Genomic DNA, 17,332 nt, shown 5'->3' with positions numbered 1-17,332 from the left:
ACGCGCACCACTAACGTGCCGCCCATGACGACGCCCGCCCACACCCCGGCCCATCCGCGTTTCGCCGAGGCCGTCACCGCCATGGGACTCGCCGAACTCCTCCCGCGCGTGCGGAACTTCCCCGAGGGGGCCCGCACCGCGCAGGAGGCGGCGGACGCGATCGGCTGTGAGCTCAGCCAGATCTGCAAGTCCCTGATCTTCGCCGCGGACGGGGTGCCGGTCCTCGTCCTCATGGACGGCGCCTCGCGCGTCGACGTCGAGCTGGTCCGCAGCGAGCTGGGCGCGGAGAAGGTGACCCGGGCGAAGGCGGACGTGGTCCGGGAGTTCACCGGGTACGCGATCGGCGGGATCCCGCCCTTCGGGCACGTCAACCGCACCCGGGTCCTCGCCGACCGCTCGCTGCTCGCGCACACCACGGTGTGGGCGGCGGCCGGCACCCCGCACACCGTCTTCCCGATGGAGCCCACGGAGTTGATCGCGCACGCGGGCGCCGCGCTCGTGGACGTACGGGAGCACGACGGGCGTGAACGGCCGGGCGCATGACCCCGCTCGTCGCCGCGGCCGTGCTGCTCGCCGCGGTGACCCACGCGTCCTGGAACGCGCTGGCCCACCACATCACCGACAAGCTCGTCGGGTTCACCCTCATCTCGGGCGGCGGGACGCTGATCGGGCTGGTGATGGCGGTGTTCGCGCCGGTCCCCGCGGCGGCCGCGTGGCCGTATCTGATCGTCTCGGCCGTCATCCACATCGGCTACTACGTGCTGCTCATGACGTCGTTCCGGCTGGGCGACTTCGGGCAGGCGTATCCGATCGCGCGCGGCACGGCGCCGCTGGTGGTGACGGTGCTCGCGGCGCTCTTCGCGGGCGAGGTGCCGGGCGGCTGGCAGGCGGCGGGGGTCGCGGTGTCCTGCGCGGGCCTGACCGGGCTGGCGCTGTGGGGTCTGCGAGGTGCGGGCAGCCGCCCCGACTGGCGGGCGCTCGGCGCCGCGCTCGCGACCGGCGTCTCGATCGCCTCGTACACGGTGGTGGACGGGCTCGGGGTGCGCGCCTCGGGGTCCTCGCTCGGGTACATCGCGTGGCTGATGGTCCTGGAGGGGATCGTGGTGCCGGTGTTCGCGGCGTACCGCTGGCGCGGTGAACTGGTCGCGAAAATAAGGCCGTTCGCCGTACGCGGGCTGATCGGCGCGATCCTGTCGGTGACCGCGTACGGCCTGGTGCTGTGGGCGCAGACGCGCGCCGACCTGGCCCCGATCTCGGCGCTGCGGGAGTCCTCCATCATCGTGGGCGCGGCGATCGGCGCGGTGTTCTTCAAGGAGCGGTTCGGGGCGCCGCGGGTGGTCGCCGCCGGGGTGATGGTCGCCGGGATCGGGCTGATGCTGCACGCGGGGTGAGAGCCCGGGTCAGTCCCCGTCCCGCTCGGCGGCCCTGCGCGTGCTGCGGAAAGCGGTGTTGACGGCCGTGATGCCGCCGTCGACGGGGAGCACGACGCCGGTGATCCAGGAGGCGTCGCGGGAGGCGAGGAAGGCGACGGCCGCCGCGATGTCCGCGGGCTCGCCGACCCGGCCCAGGGGATACAACTGGCTTACGGAGTCCGGGTCCTGGCCGTTGGACGTCCAGGCGGGCGTGCGCACCGTGCCGGGCGCCACGAGATTGACCCGCACCCCGCGCGGGCCCGCGTGCCCGGCGAGGGTGCGGGTCAGCGAGCCGAGTCCGGCCTTGGCGGCGCTGTAGGCGTGGTTGCCGAAGTCCTGGAGCCCGTTCACCGAGCCGATGCTGACGATGGCGCCGCGCCCGGACGCGGCGAGGTGCGGGAGGGCGGCGCGGCTGCAGCGGTAGGCGCCGGTGAGCGTGAGGTCGAGGTCGCGGGCCCAGACCTCGTCGTCCTCGTCCTCGAAGAGCGGGGCGTCGGGCTGGCACGAGTAGGCGTTGTTGACGAGGACGTCCAGGGCGCCGAAGGTCTCGACGGCGTGCGCGACGGCCGCTTCGACGGACGCCCTGTCACCGACGTCGCAGGTGAACTCCCGTGCGTTGCCGCCCTGTTCACGGATCTCGGCGGCGCTTCTGCGCGCGGCGGCCGGGTCGATGTCGGTGACGAGGACCCCGGCCCCCTCGGCGGCGAGCCGCTGGGCGACGGCGGCGCCGATGCCGCGTCCCGCCCCGGTGATCAGTGCCGTGTGTCCCGCGAAGCGCTCCATGCCCCGACGCTACCCGGGGCCCCGGCCCCGGGCCCATGCCCCGCGCACCGTCGTCACACGGGCCGGGCACGGCGGGCGGACCTCAGCGGCCGACCGCGCCCCGCACCGCCTTCACCAGCGCCTGGGCGCGCGGGTCGGCGGTGACGCCCTTCTGCATCCCGTTCGTCACGTACCCGAACGCGATACCGGTCTCCGGGTCGGCGAAGCCGAGGGCGCCGCCGCGGCCGGGGTGACCGAAGGAGCCGGGGCCGAGCAGCGGCGAGGCGACGCCGTGCAGCATGTAGCCGAGCCCGAAGCGGGACGGCACGACGAGGATCCGGTCGGGCCCCGACGACGTCTCGGTGCGGGCGAGCCGCAGGGTCTCCTCGGTGAACAGCCGTGCCCCGCCCGCCACGTCACCGATCAGCGAGGCGTGGAACCGGGCGAGCCCGTCCGCCGTACCGATGCCGTTGGAGCCGGGCAGCTGGGCCGCGCGGTAGCCGGGGTCGTTCTCGTCCGGCGACGGGCTGATCGACCCGAAGGCGCGCCGGGTGAGCGACTCGGGGTTCGTGTACGCCTCGGTGAGGCTGCGCTTGGGGCGGGCCTTGAGGCCGCCGGCGACGGCCGGGACCTCGACGGGCCCGACGCGTCCGACGCGGTGGGCCTGGTCGTCCGGCAGCCCGATCCACACGTCGGCGCGGGCCGGACCGGCGATCTCGTCCGCGACGAAGGACCCGATGTCCCGCCCGGTGATCCGCCGGACCAGCTCGCCGGTGAGCCAGCTGTACGTCTGCGCGTGGTAGCCGTGATCGGTGCCGGGCGCCCAGAACGGGGCCTGCGCGGCGACGGCCGCGGCGCCCAGGTCCGGGTCGGCGGCCTCGGCGGGCGTGAGCGGCCGGTCGAGCGCGGGGACGCCGACGCGGTGCGCGAGCACGTCCCGTACCCGGGCGTCCTCCTTGCCCCGCGCCTTGAACTCGGGCCAGTACGCCCCGACGGGCGCGTCCAGGTCGAGCTCCCCGCGCTGGTGGAGCAGGAGCAGGGCCGCGGCGGCGACGCCCTTGGTGGCGGACCGCAGGATCTGCGCGGTGTCCGGCGCCCAGGTCCCGCCCCCGTCGGCGTCCCGCGCCCCGGCCCACAGGTCGACGACCTTGCGCCCGCCCTCGTAGACGACGACAGCGCCACCCCGCTCTCCCCGCGCCATGAAATTCTCGGCGAAAGCGGTGCGTATGCCTTCGAATCGGGGGTCGGTCGTGCCGTTCACTGCTGTGTCCACGGTGGGTGCAACAGGCAGCGCATCGGGTTGATTCCGGTGCGGAGCCGGAACTCAGCGGCCGACCGTGCTCCAGTCGGCGGGGGCCGGCGGCACCGAGCGGCCTTCGGCGTGTGCGCGCAGCCGCCGGACGATCTCCGGCAGGTCGGAGCCGGGGAAGCTGACCTGGAGCAGTTGCAGGCGGAACCGGGACGGCAGGTCGTCCTGGAACATCGCCGCGTCCATCGGTTTGACGTTCACGCGCCAGGCGTCCGGGGCCGCCCAGTGGGTCATCCGCACGTAGAACGCGTCCCGCGGGCCGGCGTTGGCCACGGCGGAGAGGAAGGCGAGTCCGTCGGTGACCGGGAAGTCGATGAGCATCCAGCCACGCCGGGATTCCACCCACTGCGCCATGTGCGGCAGCTTCCGCGGCCAGTCCGCGTTGCTCTCCGCGAGATCCTGGCAGCAGGTGAAGGTGTCGAACCCGCACTCCCATATCGCCTCGATCGCCGGGGCGAGCCGCTCGTCGATCCGGGCCTGCCGGTCCGCCACCCGGACCAGGACGGTGGGGTGCGTGCCTTCGTAGGTCGTCATCGCTGGAGCATAGAAGCGGGGTACGACATCGGGGCGGGCCCGCCGACCTGCCGGGCTCAGCCCGCCGTACGCCCCGCAACCGACTTCGGATCGAACCCGAACGGCAGTTCAAGGCGGTGCTCGCCCATCAGCTCCTCGTCCGCGAGAAGGTCGCCGGTCGTGCCGTCCGCCGCGATGACACCGCCGCTGAGGATCAGGGAGCGGGGGCAGAGCTCCAGGGCGTACGGGAGGTCGTGGGTGACCATCAGCACCGTCACGTCGAGCGAGCGCAGGATGTCGGCCAGTTCGCGGCGCGAGGCCGGGTCGAGGTTGGAGGACGGCTCGTCGAGGACGAGGATCTCGGGCTCCATGGCCAGGACCGTGGCGACCGCCACCCGGCGGCGCTGGCCGAAGGACAGGTGGTGCGGCGGGCGGTCCGCGAAGTCCTCCATGCCGACGAGGGTGAGCGCCTTGTGGACGCGGGCCTCAAGATCGGCGCCCTTCAGGCCAGCCGCCGCCGGGCCGAACGCGACGTCCTCGCGGACCGTCGGCATGAACAGCTGGTCGTCGGGGTCCTGGAAGACGATGCCGACCTTGCGGCGGATCTCGGCCATGTGGGCGCGGCCGACGGGCAGCCCGGCGACGGTCACCGTCCCCGCGCCGCCGGTCAGGATGCCGTTCAGGTGCAGGACCAGGGTGGTCTTGCCCGCGCCGTTCGGGCCGAGCAGGGCCACGCGTTCGCCCCGGGCGATGGAGAAGTCCACGCCGAAGAGGGCCTGGTGGCCGTCGGGGTAGGCGAAGGCGAGGCCGGAGACCTCGAGAGAAGCAGTCACGGTCACAGCATCCATCCCAGCAGGCACACCACGAGCGCCGCCCCCGGCAGGGTCAGCGCGTACGACCATTGCGCGCGCGACGCCGTGACCTCGTCGATCACCGGCATCGAGCCCGCGTACCCCCGGCTGACCATCGCCAGGTGCACGCGTTCGCCCCGTTCGTAGGAGCGGATGAAGAGGGCGCCCGCGGACTTCGCGAGGACGCCCCAGTGGCGGACGCCCTTCGCCTCGAAGCCGCGCGACTCCCGCGCGATCCGCATCCGCCGCATCTCGTCCGTGATCACATCCCCGTACCGGATCATGAAGGACGCGATCTGGACGAGGAGCGGGGGGAGCTTGAGGCGCTGGAGGCCGAGGAGCAGTTCGCGCAGTTCCGTCGTCGAGGCGAGGAGGACGGAGGCCGCGACGCCGAGCGTGCCCTTGGCCAGGACGTTCCAGGCGCCCCACAGGCCGCTCTCGCTCAGCGACAGGCCGAGGACCTGCACCTTCTCGCCCTCCGCCACGAACGGCATCAGCACGGCGAAGGCCACGAACGGGATCTCGATGAGCAGCCGCTTCAGCAGAAACCCGGCGGGCACCCGGGCCGCGTACGCGACCGTCGCGAGCAGGACCGCGTAGAGCGCGAAGGCCCACATCGCCTCACGCGGGGTGGAGACCACCACGACCACGAAGCAGAAGACCGCGGCCAGCTTGGTGTGCGGCGGCAGCGCGTGCACCGGCGAGGTGCCCGCGCGGTAGAGGCGGTGCGCGTGTCCCGCGCCCATGTCAGACAGTCTCCTGGGTGCGGACCTCGGTGGAGGCCGCGTCGCCGGTGCGGCGCCTGCGCAGCGCCCAGAAGACGCCCGAGCCCGCGACGACCGTCACGCCGACGCCGATGACCCCGGCGAGACCGCCGGAGATGCGGGCGTCGGTGATGTCCTTGACGCCGTAGTCGGCGAGCGGGGAGTCGGAGGTGTGGTGCGGCTTCGTCTTCTTGTCGATGCCCTGGTCGTGGGCGACCTTCTCCAGGCCGTCCGGGTTGGCGGAGGCGTAGAAGGAGACGAAGCCGGCCAGGACGAGGGAGGTGACCAGGCCGATCGCCCAGACCTTGCGGTGCGAACGGGCGGCCACCGGGGCGGCGGGCGCGGGCGCGTCGACCAGTTCCCCGGCGACCTTCAGCTTCAGCGGCTTGTGCAGGCCGCGCGCCCCGTGCACCAGGTCGGGGCGGACGGCCACGACCGCGCCGACGGTGAGCGCCGTGATGACGGCCTCGCCGATGCCGATCAGGACGTGCACGCCGACCATGGCGGTGGCGACCTTGCCGAGCGAGACGTCGGTGGTCCCTCCGACGGCGTAGATGAGGGTGAAGACGACCGCGGCGGCCGGGACCGAGAGCAGCGCCGCCACGAACGACGCCACGGTGATCGAGCGGCGGGTGCGCGGCAGCACCTTCACCAGGCCGCGGAAGACCAGGTAGGCGACGACGGTGGTGGTGATCGCCATGTCGGTGATGTTCACGCCGAGGGCCGTCAGGCCGCCGTCGGCGAAGAGGACGCCCTGCATCAGCAGGACCACGGAGACACAGAGGACCCCTGTGTAGGGGCCCACGAGTATCGCCGCGAGCGCGCCGCCCAGGAGGTGGCCGCTGGTACCGGCGGCCACCGGGAAGTTCAGCATCTGCACGGCGAAGATGAACGCCGCGACCAGGCCCGCGAGCGGGGCCGTGCGCTCGTCGAGTTCGCGCCGCGCGCCGCGCAGGCTGACGGCGACGGCGCCCGCGGCGACGACACCGGCGGCCGCCGACACGGGGGCGTTGATGAATCCGTCGGGGACATGCATGGCAGGGGCTCGACTCTCCGCTGGTGATCCGGTCATCGCTCGGGCGGGTAACCGTTCGATGATAGTGGCTTGTTGCGAACACCTTGCAAGAGCGTCTCAAGTCCAATTGAGGCCGGTGAAACCTGGGCCCAGCAATGCCACATATGCGACATTTGACCTATGAGTGCCGTCGAGCAGTACGTCGAGCAGTACGCCCGCGCCCATCTCGTCACCGACTCCCCCGAGGCGCACCGGGCGATCCCGGTCGTGCTGCGCTACGACGGCCGGATCCGGGTGACCCTGCCCGGCACCGGCGAGTGGGTCTTCCCCCGCGATCTCCTGGAGCGCGGTCTGCGCGCCCCGGCCACCGGCGGTGACGTGCGGGTCTGGCCGTGCGGCCGGGTGCAGACGGTCATCGAGTTCCACACGCGGGAAGGGGTGACGGTCGTGCAGTTCGACGTGAAGCCCTTGATCCGCTTCCTGCGTCGTACGTACACGGCCGTCACCCCTCACCCGTCGGCGACGGTCACGCCCTGACGAGCTCCCGGTCGCCGTCCGCGTCGCCCGCGTCGTCCGTGCCGTCCTCGCCGGCGACGGCGTCCTTGAGACCCTCGCCCTCCACGTCCACGTTCGGCAGCGCGCGGTCCAGCCACTTCGGCAGCCACCAGGCACGCTTGCCGAGCAGCGCGAGCACGGCGGGCACGATCGTCATGCGGACGACGAACGCGTCGAAGAAGACGGCGATCGCGAGGCCGAAGCCGATCATCTTCACCATCTGCTCGGACGAGCCGATGAAGCCCGCGAACACCGCGATCATGATGATCGCCGCGGCCGTGACCACCCGCGCCCCGTGCCGGAACCCGGTGACGATCGCCTGCGCCGGGCGCTCCCCGTGCACGTACGCCTCCCGCATCCGGGTCACGAGGAAGACCTCGTAGTCCATCGCGAGACCGAAGACCACGCCCACCATGAAGATCGGCATCATCGACATGACAGGGCCGGTCTGCTCCACACCGAAGAGCGAGCCGAGCCAGCCCCACTGGTAGACGGCGACGACGGCGCCGAGCGCGGCGAGCACCGAGAGCAGGAAGCCGAGGGCCGCCTTCAGCGGGACGAGGACCGAGCGGAAGACCACCATCAGGAGCAGGAAGGCGAGGCCGACGACCAGGGCCAGATAGGGCACGAGGGCGTCGTTCAGCTTCTGCGAGACGTCGATGTTCATGGCCGTCGAGCCGGTGACGCTCAGCTCGGCGCCGGTGTCCGCCTTGATGTCCTGGCCCGCGTCACGGATGGCGTGCACGACGTCCTCGGTCTCCACCGAGGAGGGCTTGTACTTCGAGACGACGCTGATGATCGCGGTGTCGCCCGCCTTGTTGAAGGTGGCGGGGGCGACGGCCGCGACGCCGTCGGTCTTCTTGATCGTGGAGACGACCTGGTCGACCGCGGCCTTCGGGTCGTCTGCGCCGCGGGCGTCCACGACCGTCATCAGCGGACCGTTGAACCCGGGGCCGAAGCCGTCGGAGAGCAGGTCGTACGCCTTGCGCTGGGTGGTGTCGGTGGGCTGGGCGCCGTCGTCGGGCAGGCCCAGCTCCAGCGAGGCGACCGGGATCGCCATGGCGCCGAGGCCGACGATGCCGGCGACCAGGACGGCGACCGGGCGGCGCAGCACGAAGCTGGCCCAGCGGGTGCCCATGTTCGTCTTCTGCGGCGCGTCCGTGCCGAGGCGCTCGCGCGCCTTGCGGCCGTGGACGCGCTTGCCCGCGTATCCGAGCAGGGCCGGGATCAGGGTGAGCGCGATGAGCACGGCGATCGCGACGGTGCCGGCGGCCGCGATGCCCATCTTGGTGAGCATCGGGATGTTGACGACGGCGAGGCCGACGAGCGCGATGACGACGGTCAGACCGGCGAAGACGACGGCCGATCCGGCGGTGCCCACGGCCCGGCCCGCGGCCTCCTCGCGCTCGCGGCCCTCGGCCAGCTCGGCGCGGTAGCGGGAGACGATGAACAGCGCGTAGTCGATGCCGACCGCGAGGCCGATCATCATCGCGAGCGTGGAGGTGGTGGTGCCGAGGTCGAGCGCGTCGGCCAGGGCCGTGATGGTGGAGACGCCGATGCCGACGCCGATGATCGCGGTCAGCAGCGGCAGGCCCGCGGCGACGAGCGAGCCGAAGGTGACGATCAGGACCACGGCGGCGACCGCGATGCCGATCACCTCGGTGGCGCCGGTCTCCGGCATGGCCTGCAGCGCGTCACCGCCGACCTCGACGGTCAGGCCGGTCTTCTTGGCCTCGTCGATGACCTGCTGCAGCGCGTCCCGGTCGGCGTCGGTCAGCTCCATCGAGGAGACCTTGTACGAGGCCGAGGAGTAGCCGATCGTGCCGTCCTTGCTGATCGTCTTGGCGACGAACGGGTCGGCGACGGAGGCGACCTGCTTCGAGCTGGTCTTGATGTCGGCGACGGTCTTCTCGATGTCCGCCTTGTTGGCGGCGTCGGAGAGCTTCTCGCCGGCCGGGGCCCGGAAGACGACCCGGGCGGTGGCGCCGTCGGCGGCCGAGCCGGGGAAGCGCTGGTCGAGCAGGTCGAAGGCCTTCTGGGCCTCGGTGCCCGGGATCGAGAAGGAGCTGGAGGCGGCGGTCGGCGCGGAGGCCGCGCCCACGCCCGCGAGCGTGAGCAGCGCCACCCAGATCAGGGCGACGAAGTGCCGTCGGCGAAAGGCGAGTTTGCCGAGTTTGTAGAGGAACGTGGCCACGAGGGCGTACTCCCGGTCGGGTCGGGGGGTGGATCTGGGCAGGGGGCATCGGCCCGACGACGCGAGCGGGGCGCGTCAGGTGAACAGGGGTGGTGCGAAAGGGGGTCGGCGGGGCGTTACGCGCTGAGGGCGGGGAGGACCACAGCGTCGATGTACGAGGCGAGGTAGACCTGGGTGGGTGGCTGCTCGTCGATGAGCGTTCTGGTGGCGAACGCGCCGATCAGCATGTGGATCACGTAGTCGAGCGCCGGGTTGTCGGCCCGGATCTCGCCCCGGTCCACCGCCCGCCGCAGCATCCGGTCGAGACCGGAGATCTCGGGGGCGACGACCCACTCCTTGAAGGCGGCCAGCAGATCGGGGTTGGCGTGCACCGCCACCATCAGGCCCCGCATCAGCGCGCTGTTCTGCTCCATGTGACAGTCGTCGTCACGGAGCACCATGGCGTGCAGATCGCCGCGGAGCGACCCGGTGTCGATCTCGTCGAACTGCGGCTTCTGGCTCCGCAGCGCCTTCACGACCAGCTCGGCCTTGCCGCCCCACTGGCGGTAGAGCGTCGCCTTGCTGGACCTGGTCCTGGTCGCCACGGCGTCCATCGTCAGGGCGTCGTAACCGACCTCACGGAGCAGATCGAGCACGGCGCCGTACAGCTCGGCCTCGCGCTCCGGCGTGATCCGGCTGCGTCTCGCTGCGGCTTCGGCGACCATGACCTCACCTCTCCGGGTTCGTACGCCATGAACATACCCTCCGCGCTAACGAAACGAAACCGTTTCGTACGTGCTCTCTGCCACACGAGCGGTTGCCGGAGCCCCCGACACGGAAAAGCATGAGGAGGTGACTGAGGAAGCAGAGGACCGGGCCTACCTGAGATTCCCGCACCTGAGCGGCGAGCGACTGTGTTTCGTCGCCGAGGACGACCTGTGGGTCGCCCCGCTCGACGGATCGGCCCGCGCCTGGCGGGTCACCGTCGACCGCACGAAGGTCGGGCACCCGCGCTTCTCGCCCGACGGCCGCCACATCGCGTACACGAACTGGCGCAGCCTCGACCCGGAGATCCACCTGGCCCCGGTCGACGGCGGGGCCGCCCGTAGGCTCACCTACTGGGGCAGCGTCGACACCCAGGTCAGGGGGTGGACGCCCCCGGACAAGGACGGGCGCAGCGACATCCTCGCGGTCGCCTCGCACGGGGAGCCGTTCTCCTACTTCACCTTCGCCTACAGCGTGCCGACCGACGGCTCCCCCGGCGGCAAGCTGCCCTGGGGGCCGGTCTCCGACATCCAGGTCGCCGACATCGACGGGGAGCGGCGGACGCTGCTGCTGACCGGGACCCCGCCGCACGAGCCGGCCGCCTGGAAGCGGTACCGGGGCGGCGCGCAGGGCCGGCTGTGGGTGCACGGTCAGCGGATCCTCGCCGATCTCGACGGGCACCTGGACGCCCCGATGTTCGTCGGCGGCCGCATCGCGTTCCTCTCCGACCACGAGGGCGTCGGCAACGTCTACTCCTGCCGTCCCGACGGCACCGGCCTCACCCGGCACACCGACCACGACGCCTTCTACGCCCGGCACGCCTCGACCGACGGCGCCCGCATCGTCTACCAGTGCGCGGGCGACCTGTGGATCCTGGACTCGCTCGGCCCGGACTCCGAGCCGCGCCGCCTCGACGTGCGCCTCGGCGGGCCGCGCGCCGGGCGCCGCAGCTACCAGGTGCCGGCCGCCCACCACGTCGACTCGCTCTCCGTCGACGAGACGGGCCGGGCCAGCGCGGTCGTCGTGCGCGGCTCGCTGTACTGGCTGACCCACCGCGACGGCCCGGCCCGCACCATCACCGCGACGCCGGGCGTGCGCGTCCGGCTGCCGGAGATGCTCGGCAGCGGCGGACAGGTCGCGTACGTCACCGACGCCGAGGGCGAGGACGCCGTCGAGATCGCGTACCTGCCGCGCGCCAGCGGCGACCGGGAGCCGAGGCGGCTCGCCTCCGGCAGGCTCGGCCGCGTCCAGGAGCTGGTCTCGGACCCGGACGGGGAGCGGCTCGCCATCGCGTCGAACGACGGGCGGGTGCTGCTCATCGACGCGACGGAGGAGTCCGACGGCGAGGTCACCGAGCTGATCCGGTCCACGAACGGCCCGGTCCGCGATCTCGCGTTCTCCCCCGACGGCGCCTGGCTGACCTGGTCGCACCCGGGGGTGGGCCGCTCGCTGCGGCAGATCAAGATGGCCCGGATCAAGGACCGGGTCATCGTCGACGTCACCAACGGCCGCTTCGAGGACGAGAATCCGGTCTTCACCCGCGACGGCCGCTATCTGGCCTTCCTGTCCTGGCGCGGCTTCGACCCGGTCTACGACGTGCACACCGGCGACCTGTCGTTCCCGCTGGGCTGCCGCCCCTACCTCGTACCGCTGTCGTCGGCGACGCCGTCACCGTTCGCGCTCTCGCCCGACGGGCGGACCGCCGCCGGGGGTCTGGACCCGGGCGAGGACACCGGAGAGGGCACCTCCCAGGCTTTCGGCACTGGGGGAGGCACGCCGACCGTGGAGATCGAGGGCCTCGCCAACCGTGTCTTCCCGTTCCCGGTCGCCGCCTCCAAGTACTCGGCGCTGCACCCGGTCTCGGGCGGCGGCCTGGTCTGGCTGCGCTGGCCGATCTCGGGCGCGCTCGGCGAGACGTTCGCCAACCCTGCCGACACCTCCTCGCAGCCGACCCTGGAGCACTTCAATCCGGCGAAGGGCAAGAAGACCCAACTCGTCGACCACATGGACTGGTTCGCGGTCAGCGGCGACGGCACCCGGCTCGTCGTCGGCGACGAGGGCGACCTCCAGGCCGTCCCCTCGACGGAGGCCGGCGACAACGACTCCACGGTCTGGATCGATCTGCGCCGCATCCTGCACGAGGCCGACCCGGCCGCCGAGTGGCGCCAGGCGTTCGAGGAGGCGGGCCGGATCATCCGCGCCTACTTCTGGGAACCGAAGATGTGCGGCATCGACTGGGACGGCGTCCTCGCCCAGTACCGGCCGCTGGTGGAGCGGGTCGCCTCGCCCGACGAGTTCGCCGACCTGCTGCGAGAGGTCCTGGGCGAGCTCGGCACCTCGCACGCCTACGTCTCCGCCGCGCGCCGCAACGAGGGGCCGCCGCACTACCAGCGCGCCCAGGGCCTGCTCGGCGCCAACTTCGTGTGCCGGGAAGGCGGTTGGCAGCTGGCGCGGATCCTGCCCGGCGACTCGTCCGACTCCAAGGCGCGGTCCCCGCTGGCCGGCACCGGCATCCGCGAGGGCGCCGTCCTCACGCATGTGGACGGCCGCCCGGTCGACGCGGTGACGGGCCCGTTCCCGCTGCTCGCCGGGTCCGGCGGCACGACGGTCGAGCTCACCTTCGCCCACACCGTCGCCCACCACCCCCCTTCCGAGGAAGGCCCTTCGGGCCCCTCGCGTCCGGCCGAGGGCGAGGGCCGGGCCCGCCGGGTCGCCGTCGTCCCGCTGGTCGACGAACGGCCGCTGCGCTACCAGGACTGGGTGGCCAAACGCCGCGCCGTCGTACGGGAGTTGAGCGGCGGCAAGTGCGGCTATCTGCACATCCCCGACATGGGCGGCTCCGGCTGGGCCCAGTTCAACCGCGATCTACGCATGGAGGTCGCCCGGCCCGCGCTCATCGTCGACGTGCGCGGCAACGCGGGCGGCAACATCAGCGAGCTCGTCGTGGAGAAGCTGACCCGGCGCATCATCGGCTGGGACCTCACGCGCAACGCGCAGGCCGTGTCGTACGCGTCGAACGCCCCTCGGGGACCGGTCGTCGCCCTCGCCGACGAGGCGACCTCGTCCGACGGCGACATGATCACCGCCGCGTTCAAGCTGCTCGCGCTCGGCCCGGTCGTCGGGCAGCGCACCTGGGGCGGCGTCGTCGGGATGACCGGGCGGCACACCCTCGGCGACGGCACCGTGATCACCGTGCCGATGAACGCGGCGTGGTTCCCCGAGTACGGCTGGTCCGTCGAGAACCGGGGCGTCGACCCCGACATCGAGGTGCTGCGCACCCCGCTCGACTGGGCCGAGGGCCGGCACGCCCAGCTCGACGACGCGGTCGAACTGGCCCTGGACCTGCTCAGGGAACAGGGTGCGCTCACCCCGCCCGACCACTCCGACGTACCGGACCGACGCCGCCCGAAGCTGCCGCCCCGCCACGCGGGTCGGGGGAAGTAGCGGCACATCCCCCGGCCCGCTCAGCACACCCCGCTTCACCCTTCGGAACAGCCGCCCCGCACAACGAAGTCGGGCCCCACCCGGCGATCCGGGTGGGGCCCGACCGTGCGCGATCAGGAATCCTGCTGGAACTTGTCCCGGGCCTGCTGGGCGCGCTCGCTCGCTTCGTCCTGGGCCTGCTGAGCACGCTCGCTCACCTGGTCCTGCCCCTGCTGAGCGCGCTCACCCGCCTCGTCCTTGGCGCCGCCGAGCTTCTCCTTCGCCTGCTCCTGCAGTTGATCGGCCTTGTCCTTGAACTGGTCCATGATGCCCATGCTTTTCACTCCCGTGATTGGGTGAGGGGATGGGGCCTCGACCAGCCTGCCACGACCCGACATACGTCGCATTTCGATCAATGACGGAGCGTGCGAGGACGTAATAACCGCAGGTCAGCGCGCTCGTACGGACTCGTCGGCGGCGCCGCCCGCCCCGACGAGACCCTTCGAGACGGTGCCGAGCCGCCCCTCGAAGCGGCGCATCTCGCGCTGCCCGACCGTGCCGATGAGCGCCGGCAGATAGCCCCGGACCCCCTGCATGCCGCGCAGCCACCACTGGGCGTACACGTGCGAGGAGCGGCGCTCGATGCCGTCCACGATCCGGTCGACGGCCGGGCCCAGCGGATACGTCTTGTTCGACGGCCACGGCAGCCGCTGGCGCAGCTCGCGCATCACGTCGTCCTGGTCGGCGCCGCGCACCATGTCGGTGTCGGTCCACGACAGGTACCCGACGCCGACCCGTACGCCCTTGTAGCCGACCTCGGCACGCAGGCTGTGCGCGTACGCCTCGACGCCCGACTTGGACGCGCAGTACGCGGTCATCATCGGCGCCGGGGTGATCGCGGCGAGCGAGGCGATCTGCAGCAGATAGCCGCGCGACTCCATCAGTACGGGGAGGAAGGCGCGGGCCGTGACGGCCGACCCGATGAGGTTGACCTCGATGACCCGCCGCCAGGCGTCGGGGTCGGAGTCCACGAAGGGCCCGCCGGTGGCGACACCGGCGTTGGCCACGACGATGTCGACCTTCCCGAACCGCTCCTTCACCTCCCGCGCGACCTGCGCCATCGCCTCGTGGTCGGTGACATCGGCGTGCCACCAGTCGGCGTCGGAGTGCAGCCGCCCCGCGACCTGCTTCAGCTCGTCCGGCTCCAGGCCGACGAGCGCGATCTTGGCGCCACGCGCCGACAGCTTGCGGGCCAGCAGTTCGCCGACCCCACGCGCCGCGCCCGTGACGACCGCGACCTGTCCTTCGAGACTCACCTTGCTCATGCGACGTCCGACCCCTTCTCCCTCTGCACGTAATCCTCCACGAGTGCACGGATCCTGTCCGTGATCGCCTCGGGCGCCTCGATCGGCGTCATATGGCCGAGGCCCGGCAGTTCGGTCAGGCCCACACAGTCCGGCAGCCCCGCGGCGATCCGCCGGGCCAGCGCGATCGGCGTCATCCGGTCCGCGGTGCCGCCGACGACCGCCACCGGCATCGTCAACTCGCCGACCCCGGCGTCCAGTTGCAGCCCGTCCAGCACCTGCGACCAGCCGTGGCGCACCTGGCGCGGGCACGCGTGCACGATCCGCGCGCACACCTCGACCCGGTCGCCGGCCGACGCCGGCCCCATCGTCGCGTACCGCAGGATCCGCTTGGCGAGCGGCGTCACGGGCCCCAGCGGCGCCTTCGACCCGAGGATCGCCCGCGTCAGGCGGGTGCGCAGCGCGCTCGCGGGCAGCAGCGGCACCACCGTCGACTCGGCGACGAGCCGCGAACTCCCCGTGCTGCACAGCAGTACGGCGGCGGCATGCTCCCGGAACCGCTCCCGGCCCGCCGCGGCCATGATCGTCATCCCGCCCATGGAGTGCCCGGCGACCACCGCCCGCTCGCCGGGAGCGAGCGTCGCCGCCAGCACGGCTTCCAGGTCGTCGGCCAACATGTCGGTGCTGTAAGGGAGTTGATGCGCGGGCGAGCGGCCGTGGCCCCGCTGGTCGTACACGATCACCCGGTGGTCCCGGGCGAGCGAGCGCACCTGCGCGGCCCAGAACGCGGTCGAGCAGGTCCACCCGTGCGCGAGCACGACGGCGGGCGCGCCCTCGGCGCCGTGCACCTCCACGTGCAGCCGCGCCCCGTCGGCCGACTCCACGGCCGGCTCCCGCTCGGGCACGGGCGGGGCGAACGGCCCCGTCCGCACCTGCACATTCCGGCTCACGCGGCACTCACCCCGGCCTTCTTCTTCCTGCGGGACGTGCCGGGCGCCGCCTGCGCGGGCGGGCGCACCACCTCGTACTCCCCCACGTCCACATGGCGCGTGGCCTGCCGGAACTCGGTGGTCGTGCCGGGCCACACGGTGGTGTTGCGGCCGTTCTCGTCGAGGTACCAGCTGTCGCAGCCGCCGGTGTTCCACACGGTGCGCTTCATCCGGTCCTGGACGCGGTTGTTCCAGCCGTTGACGGCGCCCTGCCGCGGGGTGAGGGCGACGCGGCCACCGAGCACGTTCAACTGCCGCAGGTAGTCGGCCATGTAGTTCAGCTGCGACTCGATCATCAGGATCATCGAGGAGTTCCCGAGGCCGGTGTTGGGCCCGATGATCGTCATGAAGTTCGGGAACCCGGCGGCGGTCGCGCCGCGCAGCGCCGCCATGCCGCCCTTCCAGCTCTGCGCGAGGCTGACGCCCTCGGCGCCGATGACGCGGTCGGCGATCGGCATGTCCGTGACGTGGAAGCCGGTGCCGAAGACGATCGCGTCGACCTCGGCCTCGGTGCCGTCCGCGGCCACCAGCGTGTTCCCGCGGATCTCGCTCAGGCCGGACGCGACGACGTCGACATTCGGCTGGGCCAGCGCCGGGTAGTAGGCGTTCGACAGCAGGATGCGCTTGCAGCCGATGCGGTAGTCGGGGGTGAGCTTGGCGCGCAGCGCCGGGTCCTTGATCGCCCGGTACATGTTCCGCTTGGCCAGCCGCTCGACCATGCCCAGCTCGTCGGGGCGCTTGGTGAACGCCTGGACCTGCAACTCCCGGATGCCCCACAGGAGTCCGCGGCGGGCCTGCGTGGTGAAGGGCAGCTGACGGTGCAGCCAGCGCTCGGCCTTCGTGATGGCACGGTCGGCGCGCGGCATGACCCACGGCGGGGTGCGCTGGAAGAGAGTGAGCTTCCCGACCTCCTTCTGGATGGCCGGCACGATCTGGATCGCGGACGCGCCGGTGCCGATCATGGCGACGCGCTTGCCGCGCAGGTCGTAGTCGTGGTCCCAGCGGGCCGAGTGGAAGACCTTGCCCCCGAAGCCGTCAAGACCCTTGATGTCCGGGACCTTCGGGTCGGACAGCGGCCCGGTGGCCGAGACGACGACGTCCGCGGTGAGCGTCCCGCTCGCGGTCCCTGTGGTCTCGATTTCCCACCACAGCTTGTCGTTGTCCCAGCGCGCCTGCTTCACCTCGGAGTCGAAGCGGATGTGCGGGCGCAGCCGGAAGGTGTCGGCGACGTGCTCCAGGTACTCATGGATGCGCTCCTGCCCGGAGAACGTCCGCGGCCAGTCCGGGTTCGGGGCGAACGAGAACGAGTACAGGTGCGACGGCACGTCGCAGGCGCAGCCCGGGTAGCTGTTGTCCCGCCAGGTCCCGCCGACGGCGCTCGCCCGCTCCAGGACCACGAAGTCGGTGACGCCCTCGCGGCGCAGCCTCACCGCCGCCCCGAGCCCGCCGAACCCGGACCCGATCACCGCCACCCGTACGTGCTCGTGCTCAGCCATC

At 72.2% G+C, this 17,332-nt stretch carries 16 protein-coding genes; 4 read left to right on the top strand and 12 right to left on the bottom strand.

Going from position 1 to position 17,332, the window contains the following annotated elements; translation table 11 throughout:
- Window positions 1-24: 24 nt before the first annotated feature.
- Window positions 25-543 carry a YbaK/EbsC family protein gene (locus J3486_RS35380; RefSeq protein WP_207827895.1) on the top strand — a complete coding sequence of 173 codons (519 nt, stop codon included), beginning with the start codon at window positions 25-27 and terminating at the stop codon, window positions 541-543.
- On the top strand, window positions 540-1,391 hold the full coding sequence (locus tag J3486_RS35375; protein ID WP_207827894.1) for a DMT family transporter: 852 nt from the start codon (window positions 540-542) through the stop codon (window positions 1,389-1,391). The genes J3486_RS35380 and J3486_RS35375 overlap by 4 nt, the downstream gene beginning before the upstream one ends.
- A 9-nt stretch (window positions 1,392-1,400) precedes the next feature.
- Here J3486_RS35375 and J3486_RS35370 read toward each other — a convergent pair whose 3' ends face one another.
- The 6 genes from J3486_RS35370 to J3486_RS35345 all read right to left on the bottom strand — a co-directional run bounded on the left by J3486_RS35370 (window position 1,401) and on the right by J3486_RS35345 (window position 6,647).
- The gene (locus tag J3486_RS35370; RefSeq protein WP_207827893.1) at window positions 1,401-2,195 is read right to left on the bottom strand and encodes an SDR family NAD(P)-dependent oxidoreductase; all 795 of its coding nucleotides are present in this window, start codon (window positions 2,193-2,195) and stop codon (window positions 1,401-1,403) included.
- A gap of 82 nt (window positions 2,196-2,277) precedes the next feature.
- Complete coding sequence (locus tag J3486_RS35365) at window positions 2,278-3,435, bottom strand: serine hydrolase domain-containing protein (protein ID WP_207828033.1); 1,158 nt, start codon at window positions 3,433-3,435, stop codon at window positions 2,278-2,280.
- A 63-nt stretch (window positions 3,436-3,498) separates the two neighbouring features.
- Window positions 3,499-4,017: a hypothetical protein gene (locus J3486_RS35360; protein WP_207827892.1), complete on the bottom strand. Its 519-nt coding sequence runs from the start codon at window positions 4,015-4,017 to the stop codon at window positions 3,499-3,501.
- A 56-nt stretch (window positions 4,018-4,073) separates the two neighbouring features.
- On the bottom strand, window positions 4,074-4,844 hold the full coding sequence (locus J3486_RS35355) for an energy-coupling factor ABC transporter ATP-binding protein (protein ID WP_207827891.1): 771 nt from the start codon (window positions 4,842-4,844) through the stop codon (window positions 4,074-4,076).
- Entirely contained in the window at window positions 4,832-5,593 is a 762-nt protein-coding gene (gene cbiQ, locus J3486_RS35350) for a cobalt ECF transporter T component CbiQ (RefSeq protein ID WP_207827890.1), read from the bottom strand. Before cbiQ ends, J3486_RS35355 begins: the two co-directional genes overlap by 13 nt.
- A gap of 1 nt (window position 5,594) precedes the next feature.
- The gene (locus J3486_RS35345; protein WP_207827889.1) at window positions 5,595-6,647 is read right to left on the bottom strand and encodes an energy-coupling factor ABC transporter permease; all 1,053 of its coding nucleotides are present in this window, start codon (window positions 6,645-6,647) and stop codon (window positions 5,595-5,597) included.
- Between the two features lie 159 nt (window positions 6,648-6,806).
- Here J3486_RS35345 and J3486_RS35340 point away from each other — a divergent pair, with 159 nt between their 5' ends.
- The gene (locus tag J3486_RS35340; RefSeq protein WP_207827888.1) at window positions 6,807-7,163 is read left to right on the top strand and encodes an SsgA family sporulation/cell division regulator; all 357 of its coding nucleotides are present in this window, start codon (window positions 6,807-6,809) and stop codon (window positions 7,161-7,163) included.
- Here J3486_RS35340 and J3486_RS35335 read toward each other — a convergent pair.
- Window positions 7,153-9,375 (bottom strand): MMPL family transporter, encoded by a 2,223-nt coding sequence (locus tag J3486_RS35335; protein WP_207827887.1) that lies wholly within the window; start codon window positions 9,373-9,375, stop codon window positions 7,153-7,155. The two genes, J3486_RS35340 and J3486_RS35335, sit on opposite strands and share 11 nt — an antisense overlap.
- 116 nt (window positions 9,376-9,491) lie before the next feature.
- On the bottom strand, window positions 9,492-10,079 hold the full coding sequence (locus J3486_RS35330; RefSeq protein WP_207827886.1) for a TetR/AcrR family transcriptional regulator: 588 nt from the start codon (window positions 10,077-10,079) through the stop codon (window positions 9,492-9,494).
- 127 nt (window positions 10,080-10,206) lie between these two features.
- Between J3486_RS35330 and J3486_RS35325 the strand changes: the two genes are divergently transcribed.
- Complete coding sequence (locus J3486_RS35325) at window positions 10,207-13,563, top strand: S41 family peptidase (protein WP_207827885.1); 3,357 nt, start codon at window positions 10,207-10,209, stop codon at window positions 13,561-13,563.
- A 113-nt stretch (window positions 13,564-13,676) separates the two neighbouring features.
- Here J3486_RS35325 and J3486_RS35320 read toward each other — a convergent pair whose 3' ends face one another.
- The 4 genes from J3486_RS35320 to J3486_RS35305 form a co-directional block, all read right to left on the bottom strand.
- Window positions 13,677-13,877, bottom strand: coding sequence for a hypothetical protein (locus J3486_RS35320; protein WP_207827884.1), 201 nt, complete (start codon window positions 13,875-13,877; stop codon window positions 13,677-13,679).
- Between the two features lie 114 nt (window positions 13,878-13,991).
- Window positions 13,992-14,867, bottom strand: a complete 876-nt coding sequence (locus J3486_RS35315) for an SDR family oxidoreductase (RefSeq protein ID WP_207827883.1) — start codon at window positions 14,865-14,867, stop codon at window positions 13,992-13,994.
- Window positions 14,864-15,796 carry an alpha/beta fold hydrolase gene (locus tag J3486_RS35310; RefSeq protein ID WP_207827882.1) on the bottom strand — a complete coding sequence of 311 codons (933 nt, stop codon included), beginning with the start codon at window positions 15,794-15,796 and terminating at the stop codon, window positions 14,864-14,866. The genes J3486_RS35315 and J3486_RS35310 overlap by 4 nt, the downstream gene beginning before the upstream one ends.
- A complete protein-coding gene (locus J3486_RS35305; protein WP_207827881.1) occupies window positions 15,793-17,331 on the bottom strand; it encodes an NAD(P)/FAD-dependent oxidoreductase in 1,539 nt (512 codons plus the stop codon). The genes J3486_RS35310 and J3486_RS35305 overlap by 4 nt, the downstream gene beginning before the upstream one ends.
- Between the last annotated feature and the right edge of the window lies 1 nt (window position 17,332).

Source organism: Streptomyces sp. VRA16 Mangrove soil, assembly GCF_017377775.1.
In the GTDB taxonomy this organism is placed as follows: domain Bacteria; phylum Actinomycetota; class Actinomycetes; order Streptomycetales; family Streptomycetaceae; genus Streptomyces.
This window is presented reverse-complemented; position numbering and strand designations above follow the sequence as displayed.

Coding starts and splice junctions, on each gene's coding strand:
- J3486_RS35315 (WP_207827883.1), bottom strand. CDS start 14,867: ATGAGCAAGGTGAGTCTCGAAGGACAGGTCGCGGTCGTCACGGGCGCG.
- J3486_RS35355 (WP_207827891.1), bottom strand. CDS start 4,844: ATGGATGCTGTGACCGTGACTGCTTCTCTCGAGGTCTCCGGCCTCGCC.
- J3486_RS35370 (WP_207827893.1), bottom strand. CDS start 2,195: ATGGAGCGCTTCGCGGGACACACGGCACTGATCACCGGGGCGGGACGC.
- J3486_RS35305 (WP_207827881.1), bottom strand. CDS start 17,331: ATGGCTGAGCACGAGCACGTACGGGTGGCGGTGATCGGGTCCGGGTTC.
- cbiQ (WP_207827890.1), bottom strand. CDS start 5,593: ATGGGCGCGGGACACGCGCACCGCCTCTACCGCGCGGGCACCTCGCCG.
- J3486_RS35360 (WP_207827892.1), bottom strand. CDS start 4,017: ATGACGACCTACGAAGGCACGCACCCCACCGTCCTGGTCCGGGTGGCG.
- J3486_RS35330 (WP_207827886.1), bottom strand. CDS start 10,079: ATGGTCGCCGAAGCCGCAGCGAGACGCAGCCGGATCACGCCGGAGCGC.
- J3486_RS35345 (WP_207827889.1), bottom strand. CDS start 6,647: ATGCATGTCCCCGACGGATTCATCAACGCCCCCGTGTCGGCGGCCGCC.
- J3486_RS35375 (WP_207827894.1), top strand. CDS start 540: ATGACCCCGCTCGTCGCCGCGGCCGTGCTGCTCGCCGCGGTGACCCAC.
- J3486_RS35380 (WP_207827895.1), top strand. CDS start 25: ATGACGACGCCCGCCCACACCCCGGCCCATCCGCGTTTCGCCGAGGCC.
- J3486_RS35320 (WP_207827884.1), bottom strand. CDS start 13,877: ATGGGCATCATGGACCAGTTCAAGGACAAGGCCGATCAACTGCAGGAG.
- J3486_RS35340 (WP_207827888.1), top strand. CDS start 6,807: ATGAGTGCCGTCGAGCAGTACGTCGAGCAGTACGCCCGCGCCCATCTC.